Here is a 13,410-nt window from a genome sequence, read left to right on the forward strand (position 1 = left end):
TGTATATCTATTTGCTCACTATTTCACAAACTTTTATGAACGATTTATGACAACGTATGATAGACTGCCTTCCTGTTCAAGAAATAGGAGCAGGAGAGAGTTCTGTAAGCCCTATATTTTGAATGTTTCTTTCCCGATTAGGTATGATAGAAATACAAAGAATGAGGAGGTCATTTCATGGACTTTAAGCTCGAACGTCCCGATTCACAGGAAGAAGTGAACATTAACACGCTTCTTCAAGACAAGAAATCCGCAGTCATCTTTGTCCGCCACCTTGGCTGACCGATCTGCAGGAATTACCTCATGCAGTTGCGTGAGCGCGTTGAAGAATTTAAAAAAAGAGGGATTCAATTAGTGGTCATCGCACCATCCAAAGGAAGCTTCGTTTCTCAATTCCTAGAAGAATTCGGCCCTTTCCCATTCACTATATACGGGGATCCTTCCCGCGAAGGATACAAACAAGCTGGCACCGTCACCATGCCGAAATGGAAGCTCTTAAGCAAAGCAATGTTCGGCTTTATAACAGGAAAAGTGAAAAACTTCCTGCCCGATGAACAAGGCCAAAAGAAATTTGTCCAAAAATCCATGAAAACCCAGGACGTCTACATCCAGGGAGCAACATTCCTCTTTGATGAAAAAGGAAAAGTCGTCTGGAAACACATCGACCAATCGCCTGAGGACCATGCAAGCATTGATGCTTTGTTGGATAAGATAGATTCGAATTTATAGAAAAAGCGTTAAGTTGACGATATATTATTCTACAAGTATTAGCTTATACATCTACATTAAAAGAGAACATGTATGGGTCAATAAGTGTCTTAGTTGAAGAGAAATCCGAACTGTAATTCAAGGTTCTTTAATTAGAATTATCATTAGTTCGGATCTCTTAATTGGTTTTGTTAGAACATGTTTGTGGTTTTTAGCTTGTTCCAGCGATTGATTGGAGTGCAAGACGAAGACTCCTGCGGGAAAAGCGAAGCTGGGGAGACCCCGCAGACGCAGAGCGTCGAGGAGGCTCCTCGCTCGCCCGCGGAAAGCGAAGTCTTGCACGGAAATCAAAAGCGGCATTCAACAGTCATTCTACGTTTAACATGATCCTGAAAACAAACAACATGAAAAAGACTGCAGTTTCAACAAAAAACTGCAGTTTTTTTCATTAATCGGGAACACTAAATTTATGAATAAAATAGATAATTTTTTTGTCCATCACCAAAAAACATGTTAAACTAATAAATAGATTAAAAACAAGGAAATATATAGAAATATCTGATATTTACTGTATTTTTGGAGTGGACAACTGTTTATAAATCGCTTACATATCAAAGGAGGATATCCAAATGACAAGCAAAACTCTTGATTCTTTTTTACAAGAAAACCTCGAAGATTTAAAATCACGCGGTTTATACAATGAAATCGATCCTTTAGAAGGTGCGAACGGACCTGTCATCACCATTAAAGGGAAGAAGCTAGTGAACCTTTCTTCGAATAACTATCTGGGACTTGCAACAGATGAGCGCCTGAAAAAAGTAGCGATCGAAGCTGTCAAAGAATACGGTGTAGGAGCGGGTGCCGTGCGTACAATCAACGGTACGCTTGACTTGCACGTGAAGCTTGAGGAAAAGCTTGCGAAGTTCAAGGGAACAGAAGCGGCGATTGCCTATCAATCAGGCTTCAACTGTAATATGGCGGCGATTTCTGCGGTGATGGATAAGAACGATGCGATTCTTTCAGACGAACTGAACCATGCGTCGATCATTGATGGCTGCCGTCTTTCAAAAGCAAAGATCATCCGTTTCAACCATTCTGATATGGAAGATCTCCGTGCGAAAGCGAAGGAAGCGAAGGAATCCGGCCAATATAATAAAATCATGATCATCACAGACGGTGTCTTCTCCATGGACGGAGACGTATGTAAACTTCCTGAAATCGTGGAGATTGCAGAAGAATTTGATATGATGACATACGTGGATGACGCTCATGGCTCTGGCGTTCTTGGAAAAGGTGCAGGTACAGTAAAGCACTTCGGACTGCAGGATAAAGTCGATTTCCAAATGGGTACCCTGTCAAAAGCAATCGGGGTAGTAGGTGGCTATGTAGCAGGTACACAGAACCTGATTGACTGGCTGAAAGTCCGTTCCCGTCCATTCCTGTTCTCAACTTCTTTAACACCGGCAGACGTGACTGCTTGTACAGAAGCGCTTGACCTACTGATGAACAGTACAGAGCTTCAGGACAAGATGTGGGAAAACAGCGCCTATTTAAAAGAGAACCTGAAGAAACTCGGCTTTGACATCGGAGACAGTGAGACACCGATCACACCGGTTATCATCGGAGAAGAAAAAGCGACGCAGGACTTCAGTAAACGCCTGTATGAAGAAGGCGTTTATGCAAAGTCGATCGTCTTCCCGACCGTGCCAAGAGGAACCGGACGTGTGAGAAACATGCCTTCAGCGGCTCATACGAAAGAGATGCTTGATCAGGCAGTTGCGGCTTATGAAAAAGTCGGCAAGGAAATGGGTATTATCTAAAACAGACATCAGAATATATACGGTACCGTGCCGGATGAACGGACGATTCGTTAACCCGGCAGCGTGCTTTTGTATTATAAGAATGTATAAATTTTAATTGGAGAATTGTCCAGCTCCAGCGCCTAGCCCCTCGAGACGTTTCGGTCCGGCGGGTGGAGTCAAAGAACAACTTCACCGGTCGGTCCAGGAGCGTTGTCGGGGCTGAACAAGGCGCTTGTGCTTTTCTTACAGGAGGAAACAGAATGAAAAAGATTTTACTAACAGGGGCATTGGGTCAAATCGGTTCTGAGCTTACGGCGAAGCTTAGAAAAGAGTATGGCTCTGATAATGTCATTGCAACGGATATCCGTGAAACGGACAGCCACGTCGTTCAAGACGGCCATTTCGAGAAACTGGACGTGACGGATGCAGAAAAGATGTTCGACATCGCCAAAAAGAATAACGTCGATACGATCATTCACTTGGCCGCTTTATTATCGGCTACTGCAGAAAAGAAGCCTCTACTTGCATGGAACTTGAACATGGGCGGATTGGTGAATGCTCTTGAAACAGCAAGGGAATTGGACTGCAAGTTCTTTACGCCAAGCTCGATCGGCGCTTTTGGTCCAACCACGCCGAAAGACTCAACACCACAGGATACGATCATGCGTCCAACGACGATGTACGGAGTGAATAAAGTATCAGGTGAGCTCTTATCTGATTACTATTTCCACAAGTTTGGGGTGGATACAAGAGGACTGCGCTTCCCAGGCTTGATTTCTTATGAAACACTCCCTGGCGGTGGAACGACGGATTATGCGGTGGAAATTTACTACGAGGCGATTAAGAACAACGCCTATACGTCCTACATCGGTGAAGGAACGTATATGGACATGATGTATATGCCGGATGCGCTTCAGGCAATCGTAGACCTGATGGAGGCAGATCCTTCAAAGCTTCAGCACCGCAACTCATTCAACGTATCTGCCATGAGCATCGCACCGGAAGATGTGGCTGCAGCGATCCGCGCCCACCAGCCGGACTTCAAACTGGACTACGACGTAGACCCTGTCCGCCAGTCAATCGCAGAAAGCTGGCCGGATGCCATCGATTCAAGCGCTGCAAAAGCCGAATGGGGCTTCAAAGCAGACTACGACCTGGCAAAAATGACAGCAGATATGCTGGATAAACTAAAAGCGAAATAATTTTATAGAGATTGATTGCCTTCTTTTGATGAGGTGATCAATCTTTTTTTGTTTTATATTCGTGAGTGTGTCACAATGGTTTTTATTAAAAACAGTTGCCGCATTTGAGCAGGAGTGCAGCGACAAGGAGGCTCACGGGCTACCCGCGGAAAGTGAAGTCTTCCACGGAAATCAACAGCGGTGTTTGAATAGAGAATTAAGTTTAGTGCTATGATGATTTTTGACCCTTTCCAATTTGTAAAATGAATAGAAATATAGAATAATACAAATAAAGTTACTCGGAAAATTAAGACGTATGGTACGATACAAGAAAAAAGATAGCGCAGGTGGCGTCATGAAAGAGAATAAGGTTTATTTCAAAAATGAAAAATTCAATAATCTGCTGGCGCTGGTTGGCCTGCTATTCGTACTTCAGCTGCTGTCTGTGCTGTTTTTGGATAGACCATGGAACATCGTTTTCTCTGTGTTGACACTGGTCCTCGGCGGCTTTGTACTCCTAAAGATGAAAAGAAAAGCGAAATCCTTTTTCACAGAGTATCAACAATTGATAGAAGAAGAGAATCAATTGTCGACGCTTCTTCACTCGCTGCCTGACTTCGTCTGCTTTAAAGACGGTGAGGGACGCTGGCTGAAGGTCAATCAATTTGGCCGTCAGCTTTATAACCTTGAAAATATAGATTATCTTGGGAAAACCGATCTTGACCTTGGGGAATTGGTTCCATTTTTCAAGGATGCTTTTCAATATTGTGCCGAGTCGGATGAACAATCATGGAAAGCAGGAAAGGTAACACGGTGTGAAGAGGGGTTTTATATTCCTAACGGGGAATTCAAGACTTTTGATGTAATTAAAGTCCCTTTGTTTCACAATGACCAGAGCCGAAAAGGACTCGTGATCATCGGAAGGGATATTTCCCAGCAGAAAGTGGCTGAGGAGATGCTCTTAAGGAAAGAAAAGCTTTCGGTGGTAGGTGAACTGGCGGCTGGGATTGCCCACGAAATCAGGAATCCGCTCACAAGCATCAAGGGGTTCATCCAGCTGCTTGAAGAGAACGAACATGTGGCTGAAAGCTATTTATCAGTCATGTCTTCTGAAATGGACCGCATCAATCAAATCGTGGGAGAGCTGTTGATATTGTCAAAGCCTCAAATGAGGGAATTCACAGCATTCGACATGAGGGAAGTCCTTGATTACACTACAAAGGTGATGGGGCATGAAGCGCTTCTAAAAGGAATCACCATTCAAGAACATTGTCCTGAAACTCCTCTGGAAGTGTACGGAGACAAAAATCAAATCATCCAGGTTCTAATTAATATCGTAAAAAATGCAATCGACGCCATGGATGAAGGTGAAATAATGGTCGACTGTACAATCGGAGAAAAGCATATCAATATCTCCGTAGTCGACCAGGGCACAGGAATACCACCCGAGCGATTGAAACGCCTCGGAGAACCGTTCTTCACCCTCAAAGAAAAAGGAATGGGGCTGGGACTCACCATCAGCCAAAAAATCCTCGAAGACCACAAAGGCAGCCTCCATATCGAATCGGAAGTCAACATAGGGACGAAGGTGGACGTACTGCTTCCCCGTTATATGGGAAATGAATAAAAAGTAAGACTGGTGCAAAATACTGCGCCGGTCTTTTTTGTTGATACATCATTTGGTAGAATCCTTTTTATTTCAGGTGTGACTTTGCACAGCAGTATGGTCTTGGTTAATTCCCAGTAGTGTTTTTAGATTTGTAATGGTTGGCAAGAAAGATTAAATCTCTGTGTATACTTGTTTTATTTATTAACCGTTCCAGCTTTTGATTGGAGTGGAAGACGAAGACTCCTGCGGGAAGAGTAGCTAATAAGAAAAGCGGAAGGGCTTTGAAGAGAGGCGTGTGGCATAAGACGAATCGGCCTGGAAGGCGTTCTTTGCCTTCTTGGTCGGTTTGGCTTATGACATGTGCCTCTAAGCCCTGCAGCTAGACAAGTGAGACCCCGCAGGAACGATCGAGGAGGCTCACGGGCTACCCGCGGAAAGCGAAGTCTTCCACGGAAATCAAAAGCGGTATTAGTAGGCACTTGAAAGGAATACCAACTAAGTTTTTCACATAAAAAACCAGGTCCCTTCAAAAAGGAACCTGGTTTTAAACTATTAACTATTAAAATATCATATGCGCAATCGCCACAATGACCAACAATGTCAAGAACGTACGCTGTAAGAAAATGATCACAAGATCTTTAAAGTCTACCGGGATCTTTGAACCAAGCAATAATCCACCGACTTCAGACATGTAAATCAACTGTGTAACAGATAATGACGCAATCACGAATCGTGTCATTTCACTTTCAATTCCTGAACCGAAGATTGCAGGCAGGAACATATCGGCAAATCCGACAAGAATGGACTTGGATGCTTCCTCTGCTTCAGGAATCTGCAGAATCTCCAATAGTGGAATGAAAGGCATTCCGACCCATTCGAAGAACGGCGTGTTCTCCGCGATGATCAATGCCGTCGTACCGATTGCCATAACGATTGGCGCAACACCCATCCACATATCGAGTACGTTCTTCATTCCATCCGCAAAGAATTTGGTTACGCTATTATTAGCCTTAGCTTGTACAAGCGCAGATTTATATCCGTAGCCAAAACGCGTGTAGCCTTCAGGAATGACATCCATCGTGTCTTTTCCTTCTTGGTCGTTATAGTACGTGTTCGGTTTGCGGGATAAAGGCGGTATGCGCGGCAGGATGATTGCGGCAATCAGCCCGGAAGCTGCCACCGTTAGATAAAACGGAATGAAAAAGTCTCCCAATCCTACTTCTGAAATCACGACTAAGCTGAAGGTGATTGATACAACCGAGAAAGTCGTACCGATGATGGCAGCTTCTTTCTTCGTGTAGTATCCTTCTTCATACTGCTTGTTTGTCAGAAGTACCCCGATCGTTCCGTCACCTAGCCATGAAGCCAGACAGTCGATGGAAGAACGTCCTGGTAATCCGAATAGTGGTCTCATGATCTTCGTTAATAAAGCTCCGAATAATTCCAGTAATCCGAAATTCAATAATAAAGGCAGGAACAGCCCTGCAAATAAAAAGACAGAGAATAAAATCGTGAGAAGTCCTTCGGAACTTAGAAGAAGTCCTCCGGTGACATCCGACCATACCCACTCAGGTCCGAGCTTGAATAAGGTCATGATGGCGTAAACAGCACCCAATACCCTTACAACTACCCAAACCGTCGGTACATTGAAAAGATTATAGAAAAATGGCGATTTCTTAATCATGTCAGGTTGAGCTGCTTTTGTAATAAAAGTCCCAATCACGGTTAAAACGATCAAACCGGTCATGATTGCCGGTACAAAGGTCCCGATGTTCTCCTGCAGCCATCCTGATAAAATGGCGATCGGGATTGTAATTCCGTCTTCTTTAGGAATTGGAATGATAAAAAGAAAGATTCCTATTAATGAAGGAATGATAAATCGTAAATGACTAATTAGTGGATAACGTTGCTGATTCATATATTCACCTCTGATGATCTGTATGCTTCGAATGAAACATTATTCATTTTAATGTATAGATATAAATTTGTCTAGGTGGAAATTCATGCCTTGAACAGTTAAGCATTTTCTATTTGGGCATGACAGCAGGTAAATGGATGGAGAAAATACTGCGATTATTCGGCACCAACCGATTTATACCCAGTTCATGTCTTACATAAACAAAATTGTTTATATCTAAATAGAAACCCTCAATGACGGGGGCAGGCTGACTTAATGGAGCCTGCCCGCTCAATTATGTTATAAAAATAACAATCCAAGCGAAATGATGATTCCGCTGATGACGAGTATAAATACGCAATAGCCCATAATATCCTTTGCCTTCAATCCGGCAATGGCCAGGGCCGGTAACGCCCAGAACGGCTGGATCAGATTGGTCCATGCATCTCCCCATGCTACTGCCATTGCTGTTTTTGCCACTGAGGCATCAAGGGTTTGGGCAGCATCGAGCATGATTGGAGCCTGTACTGCCCATTGTCCTCCGCCCGATGGCACGAAGAAGTTGACGATCCCTGCGCTGAGGAATGCAAAGAAATAGAATGTCACATCATTTGAAATTGATACAAACGCCTCTGACATGACCACGGCTAGTCCAGAAGCCGTCATCATCCCCATGATGCCGGCATAGAAAGGGAACTGGATGATGATTCCGCCCGCCCCTTTGACCGCTTCCTGAACGGCAGCCAGAAAACGTTTCGGTGTCCCGTGGAAAATGATGCCGAGGAACAGGAACAGGAAGTTTACTATGTCTAAATTGAGGGCAAATCCATTTTTCACAAAATAGTACCCAAGGAAAATCACACCCAGCACCCCGATGATCACTGAAAGGACCATACTGTTTTCCATTTTTTCAGCAGGTGTCATAGGTCCAGTTTCAACAGTAGCAGCTGTTTCATTGAATACAGAAGGATCTACTGTCACGGTCTCTTCCTTCGAAGGCATCAGTAATCTCGCCGTAATCGGAAGTGCGACAAATAATACAGCCACGATAATGATATTGAATGAAGCAAAAATCGTATCACTTGTTGAAATGACTCCGATCATGTCCTGAAATGGATGACCCTCGGTTGCAATCGATAATGGAATTGAGCCTGAAAAACCTGCATGCCAGACAACAAACCCCGAATAGGCGCTTGCGATAAGCAACCGGTAATCAACACCTTTTACCCTTTTCGCCAGCTCTTTTGCAAAAAGCGCACCGATAACCAGCCCGAATCCCCAGTTGATCCAGCTTGCTATCATCGATACAATCGTAACGATGACAATCGCTGATCCAGGAGATTTAGCAAAAGAAGCAAGGAAGCCAAGGAATCGTTTAAATACCGGACTGCTCGCCAGTACATAACCGGTTACAAGAACCAGCACCATTTGCATGGAAAATGCCAGGAGCGCCCAGAATCCTTCACCCCAGAACTGGACCATCTGCATGCTTGTACTGTCTGTGAAGATTAGTCCCAAGCCGAATACAGCCAGGGTCAAGATGACCACAAACAGGAACGGATCGGGCAGATATCTCTGCATAATCCTGTTTGATAATGAAATTAACGGTTTCAATTCATTTCCTCCCCTTTGTCTCTTTTTTTCTTTATAAAACCATCCCATTTCCTATTCTTCTATAATGATATGTGAAAACCCTTTCAAAATTATTAATTTTCTTATTATTTTGTTTGGATAGTACATCGTTGACCGTTCCTTTGCGCGTCAGGCATTTGCTTTCCGCAGGGAGGAAGTCGAGCCTCCTCGTCGCTGCGCTCCTGTGGGTCAGAAAAGCGGAGGCGGCTGGTTCAGCCCCGACAAGCATAAGATGAATGGGCCGGGAAGGCGTTCTTGGCCTTCTTGGTCCATTTAGCTTATGACCTCGAGGGGCTAGCCGCCGGAGCTGGACAGGTCTCGACGTTTCCTCTATTTCCCGTCGGAGTCAAATGCCTTCCGCTTCAATCCACTACGGACTTTCAATTTATAATAATTTTTAATGTCACTTTATTATTAAATTTGACAGATTATTATCCAATAAATAACATTCTTATATAGAAAATACCCGGTCCCTCTTTATAAGAGAAACCGGGCATTTTATTCAGTGCAGTTATTTCTTCTGAACTTTCGGCTTTCGTTTTATTTCTTTCCTCAGCAGAGTGAAGAGGGTGAAGCACATGAGCAGCAGGATCACCGTGAATGGCAGTGCCGATACGAGCGAGGCGGTTTGCAGTCCCTCTAATCCACTCGATAAGAGAAGTACGGCTGCGATGGCAGCTATGAGCACGCCCCAGACCATTTTTACAAGCATCGGCGGGTTCAGGCTTCCTTCTGTTGTCATGCTGCTCAAAATGTACGTGGCTGAGTCAGCTGACGTAATCAGGAAAGTGAAAATCAGCAGGATGGATAAAACATTGAGCAGCATCGTAAACGGCATTTGTGCATAGGTCGAGAATAATGCACTCGTTACGTCTTTATCCACCGCTTCTGCAATTGATGTGCCTCCGAATAAGTCAAAATGGAGGGCCGTTCCGCCAAAGACCGCAATCCACAAGAGTGCGATGAATGGAGGCATGATCAGGACACCGACAATGAATTCCCGTATCGTCCGCCCTCTGGAAACGCGCGCAACAAACGCACCGACAAATGGAGACCATGCGATTGCCCATGCCCAGTAGAAGATAGTCCAGTCCTGAACCCACGTCCCGCCCTGGTATGGGGTAAGACGCAAGCTGTAGCGGATGAAATTGGTGATATAGTCGCCGATCCCAAGAGTGAACGTATTCAAAATGAATACCGTAGGCCCGGCAATAAAGACAAAGACCATAAGAAGCAAGGCCAATGTCAAGTTAAGATTGCTCAGCCATTTGATCCCTTTATCAAGACCCGTCGTCGACGAAGTCAGGTATAGAATCAACAGAACGGCTACGATCAGCAACTGGGAAAGTGTACTTTCATCCATGCCGAAAACAGTATTCAAACCACCGTTGATTTGAAGGATACCAAGCCCGAGCGAAGTGGCGACTCCCATCACGGTCGCAATCACGGCCAGAATATCAATGGTGCTTTTGATTCCTTTGGCTCTCTTGCGGCGCCCAAACATGGGTGACAGGGATGTGGAAATCAAACCGTTTTCCCCTTTTCTGAATTGGAAATACGCAATGATCAGCCCCACTACTGCAAAAACGGACCATTGACTCACTCCCCAGTGAAAGAAGGAATACCCCATTGCAAGCCGGGCAGCCTCCTCTGTTTGAGCCTCCACCCCAGGAATCGGAGTCTTAAAGAAATGACTCATCGGCTCAGCGATTCCCCAGAATACAAGGCCGATCCCGAATCCTGCAGAAAACAACATGCCGATCCAGGTAAAGAACGAATATTCCGGCCTTTCATCGTCCCTGCCCAGCCGAACCTTTCCATATTTACTAATGGCAAGCACAAGTAAAAATAATACAAAAACCAATACAGATAATAAGTAGAACCATCCAAATGCATATGTAGTGAATCCGAATGCTGCCGTTGCCCCTTTAGCAAACATCTTTGGAAATATAGCTCCAAAAACCACTAAAACAGAAATGATAATGGCAGATATCCAAAAAACTTTATTCAAGGATGTCCGATTGTTTTCCATCTAAAAACTCCTCCTCTGATAGCCTTGCACCATTTAAAGCAGACTTTCCTATTATTCTCATACCCCAATCCATTAGAAGATATGCATGAACATGCAAGTATTGTGGATAAAGGGGAATTATTATAAAAATGGATGGTCTTTTGGTACAATGCTAGATAACAAAAGTTCAGGCGGATCTGATTATTGAGGGAAGCCGCCGAAGCTTGGGCAAAAGACCAAACAACAGCAGAAAAATACAGAAATGAAAGGTGACTGACGATGATCACAAGCATTACCAGCGATATGGATGGAACATTATTAAATGAACATCAAGAGGTCAGTGAAGCCAATAAAAAGGCGATTCTTAACGCTCAAAATCAAGGGATTGAATTCATGGTGGCAACTGGACGCTCTTACGAAGAAGCGCACTACGTCCTGAAGGATGCCGGTATATCCTGCGATATCATCTGTGTAAATGGCGCAGAGGTCCGAAATAAGGACGGGGAAATCATCCATCAGGCGGGGATACAGTCTGCACACGCCAAAGAAATCGCAGCAGCCCTGAACGAAACGGGCATATATTTCGAAGTCTATACAGACAAAGGCACATATACAGAAAACTATGAGATGGGGATTGAGCTGATCGTCGATATTTTCACGACAGCGAACCCGGAAGTGAGCGAAGAACAAGTAAGGCAGGCAGCACGGGAACGTTTTGAAAAAGGTCATATAAAGCTCGTCGAAGACTATGGGACACTATTCAATGACGAATCTCAGCTCGTTTATAAATTCCTCGTTTTTTCATATGAGGATGATCAGCTGAAGGCAGCGAATGAAAAACTGAAAGACATCGAGGGGATTGCGGTCAGCTCCTCAGGGAAAGAAAACCTGGAAGTGAACAGCATCGACGCGCAGAAAGGTGTGGCCTTGCAGAAGCTATTAAATGATAAAGGTCTTTCTGCGGAGCAGGCGATGGCAATGGGCGATAACCTGAATGATCTGTCCATGATGAAAGTAGTCGGCAGGCCGGTCGCCATGGGGAACGCACTAGATGAGGTCAAGGGATTCTGTGCGTACCAAACAGCCCCTAACCGTGAAGACGGCGTGGCAAAAGCAATCAGGGAGGCCCTTCGCTCACCTGTGAAATAGATTGAACGCTTCACGATTTGTCCATACTGATGAAAAAAATGAAAAGGGAGCCAGTGACCGATGAGATCAATTTTAAAAAAAAGATTGGCTGTGACAATCGGACTTCTGCTCATTCTGGCATCATGTGGAGGACAACAAGAAGAAGAAAGCGAGTCAGTCAGCAAGCGCGGTACAGAACACAAAGTGGTGGCCAAAAATCTTTCCATTCCATGGTCGATTGTAAAGGATGGGGAGGATTTCTACCTGACAGAACGGACCGGAGGCATCGTTGAAATCAAAGACGGCAAGCAGACCGAGATGAACGTGAACCTATCCAAACCGCTTGCCAGTCAGCCCGAAGCAGGATTCATGGGGCTGGTCCTTCATCCGGATTTCAAAGAAAATCAGCAGGCGTTTGCCTACTACACCTATAATGATGAAGACGGGACACCTTATAACAGGGTGGTAGTGCTCCAAAGGTCAGAGGATGCGTGGGATGAAACAGAGGTCCTCCTCGATAACATCCCAAGCGGGGCACAGTATCATCATGGGGGCCGCTTGAATATCGGGCCGGACGTGAAGCTGTATATCACCACGGGAGATGCCACCAAGAAAGAAAAAGCCCAGGAGCTCTCCTTCCTTGGCGGCAAAATCCTGCGGATAAACCTGGACGGCAGCATCCCGGGTGACAATCCGTTCAGGGACTCCCCGGTATATTCATTTGGCCACCGGAACCCTCAAGGCCTCGCCTGGAATGATGAAGGAGAATTGTATGGTACAGAGCACGGTCCGAATGGCTATGATGAAGTGAACCTCCTCCAGGCCGGGAAGAATTATGGCTGGCCGGAAATTACAGGAGACGAAACTGCCGAAGGGATGGTATCGCCCCTTGCCCATTCGGGGGAACCTTCCTGGGCGCCCTCGGGAGCGGATTTTTGGAAAGATAAGCTCTTATTTGCCGCCCTTGGCGGCCAGAGTGTCAAACTCTTTGATCCGGCAACGAGAGAGGTTGCGACTCTGATAGATGGGTTCGGCCGGATCCGGGACGTTCTGGTCGAAGGGGATACCCTCTATTTTGTGTCGAATAACACGGATGGCAGGGGAATCCCTAAGGAAAATGATGATAAGCTTTATGAAGTGGATTTGGAATCTTTGACCATGGAAGAATAGGACGATTTTTCTTTTAATAAATCTATCGCGCAGAAAGACTGGCAGACGGGCCAGTCTTTCTGCGTTTATTTGTGTTCATCTTGCTTCGAAGCATGTAGCGAGTGGATGGCAGCTTCCATTTTTTCTAGTTTCTTTTCCATTTTCACAAGTAGAAAGAGAGTGACGGCAATCGGAAATCCAAAATTCTCGAGTAATTGTACTAGAGCGCAGTAATCCATTACAGGACCTCCTCAGGTTGATTTTTTTTTATGAAATGATTGGTATGGATCAAT

General features: G+C 44.9%; 10 protein-coding genes and 1 pseudogene. 7 read left to right on the forward strand and 4 right to left on the reverse strand.

The features are described from left to right. Positions 1–285 precede the first annotated feature (285 nt). The 5 genes and pseudogenes from ACXAFV_RS02530 (at position 286) to ACXAFV_RS02550 (ending at position 5,318) form a co-directional block, all read left to right on the forward strand. On the forward strand, positions 286–729 hold the full coding sequence (locus ACXAFV_RS02530; RefSeq protein ID WP_475126044.1) for a peroxiredoxin-like family protein: 444 nt from the start codon (positions 286–288) through the stop codon (positions 727–729). Positions 730–936: 207 nt separating this feature from the next. Beyond that, a pseudogene (locus tag ACXAFV_RS02535) lies at positions 937–1,160 on the forward strand (hypothetical protein). Positions 1,161–1,337: 177 nt separating this feature from the next. After that, positions 1,338–2,528 (forward strand): glycine C-acetyltransferase, encoded by a 1,191-nt coding sequence (locus ACXAFV_RS02540; protein WP_475124239.1) that lies wholly within the window; start codon positions 1,338–1,340, stop codon positions 2,526–2,528. A 242-nt stretch (positions 2,529–2,770) separates the two neighbouring features. Continuing rightward, on the forward strand, positions 2,771–3,712 hold the full coding sequence (locus tag ACXAFV_RS02545; RefSeq protein WP_475124240.1) for an L-threonine 3-dehydrogenase: 942 nt from the start codon (positions 2,771–2,773) through the stop codon (positions 3,710–3,712). Between the two features lie 334 nt (positions 3,713–4,046). After that, complete coding sequence (locus tag ACXAFV_RS02550; RefSeq protein ID WP_475124241.1) at positions 4,047–5,318, forward strand: ATP-binding protein; 1,272 nt, start codon at positions 4,047–4,049, stop codon at positions 5,316–5,318. Positions 5,319–5,859: 541 nt separating this feature from the next. Here the strand turns inward: ACXAFV_RS02550 and ACXAFV_RS02555 are convergent. From ACXAFV_RS02555 to ACXAFV_RS02565, 3 genes are all read right to left on the reverse strand, one after another. Beyond that, positions 5,860–7,218, reverse strand: coding sequence for a YjiH family protein (locus ACXAFV_RS02555; RefSeq protein WP_475124242.1), 1,359 nt, complete (start codon positions 7,216–7,218; stop codon positions 5,860–5,862). A gap of 279 nt (positions 7,219–7,497) precedes the next feature. After that, the gene (locus ACXAFV_RS02560) at positions 7,498–8,811 is read right to left on the reverse strand and encodes a short-chain fatty acid transporter (RefSeq protein WP_475124244.1); all 1,314 of its coding nucleotides are present in this window, start codon (positions 8,809–8,811) and stop codon (positions 7,498–7,500) included. Between the two features lie 529 nt (positions 8,812–9,340). Next, positions 9,341–10,861: a BCCT family transporter gene (locus ACXAFV_RS02565; RefSeq protein WP_475124245.1), complete on the reverse strand. Its 1,521-nt coding sequence runs from the start codon at positions 10,859–10,861 to the stop codon at positions 9,341–9,343. A gap of 258 nt (positions 10,862–11,119) precedes the next feature. On the opposite strand from ACXAFV_RS02565, the gene ACXAFV_RS02570 reads away from it, so the two are divergent. Together ACXAFV_RS02570 and ACXAFV_RS02575 are read left to right on the forward strand one after the other, a co-directional pair. After that, positions 11,120–11,989, forward strand: coding sequence for an HAD family hydrolase (locus ACXAFV_RS02570; protein WP_475124247.1), 870 nt, complete (start codon positions 11,120–11,122; stop codon positions 11,987–11,989). A gap of 60 nt (positions 11,990–12,049) precedes the next feature. Further along, positions 12,050–13,138 (forward strand): PQQ-dependent sugar dehydrogenase, encoded by a 1,089-nt coding sequence (locus ACXAFV_RS02575; protein WP_475124248.1) that lies wholly within the window; start codon positions 12,050–12,052, stop codon positions 13,136–13,138. Between the two features lie 65 nt (positions 13,139–13,203). Here ACXAFV_RS02575 and ACXAFV_RS02580 read toward each other — a convergent pair whose 3' ends face one another. Then, positions 13,204–13,356 (reverse strand): YvrJ family protein, encoded by a 153-nt coding sequence (locus ACXAFV_RS02580; protein ID WP_475124249.1) that lies wholly within the window; start codon positions 13,354–13,356, stop codon positions 13,204–13,206. Positions 13,357–13,410: the final 54 nt, after the last annotated feature.

Source organism: Rossellomorea sp. ABR4_012 (assembly GCF_056159545.1).

Excerpts from the sequence above, each read along its gene's own strand:
- ACXAFV_RS02540 (WP_475124239.1), top strand. The coding sequence starts at position 1,338 with ATGACAAGCAAAACTCTTGATTCTTTTTTACAAGAAAACCTCGAAGAT.
- ACXAFV_RS02545 (WP_475124240.1), top strand. The coding sequence starts at position 2,771 with ATGAAAAAGATTTTACTAACAGGGGCATTGGGTCAAATCGGTTCTGAG.
- ACXAFV_RS02550 (WP_475124241.1), top strand. The coding sequence starts at position 4,047 with ATGAAAGAGAATAAGGTTTATTTCAAAAATGAAAAATTCAATAATCTG.
- ACXAFV_RS02555 (WP_475124242.1), bottom strand. The coding sequence starts at position 7,218 with ATGAATCAGCAACGTTATCCACTAATTAGTCATTTACGATTTATCATT.
- ACXAFV_RS02565 (WP_475124245.1), bottom strand. The coding sequence starts at position 10,861 with ATGGAAAACAATCGGACATCCTTGAATAAAGTTTTTTGGATATCTGCC.
- ACXAFV_RS02570 (WP_475124247.1), top strand. The coding sequence starts at position 11,120 with ATGATCACAAGCATTACCAGCGATATGGATGGAACATTATTAAATGAA.
- ACXAFV_RS02575 (WP_475124248.1), top strand. The coding sequence starts at position 12,050 with ATGAGATCAATTTTAAAAAAAAGATTGGCTGTGACAATCGGACTTCTG.
- ACXAFV_RS02580 (WP_475124249.1), bottom strand. The coding sequence starts at position 13,356 with ATGGATTACTGCGCTCTAGTACAATTACTCGAGAATTTTGGATTTCCG.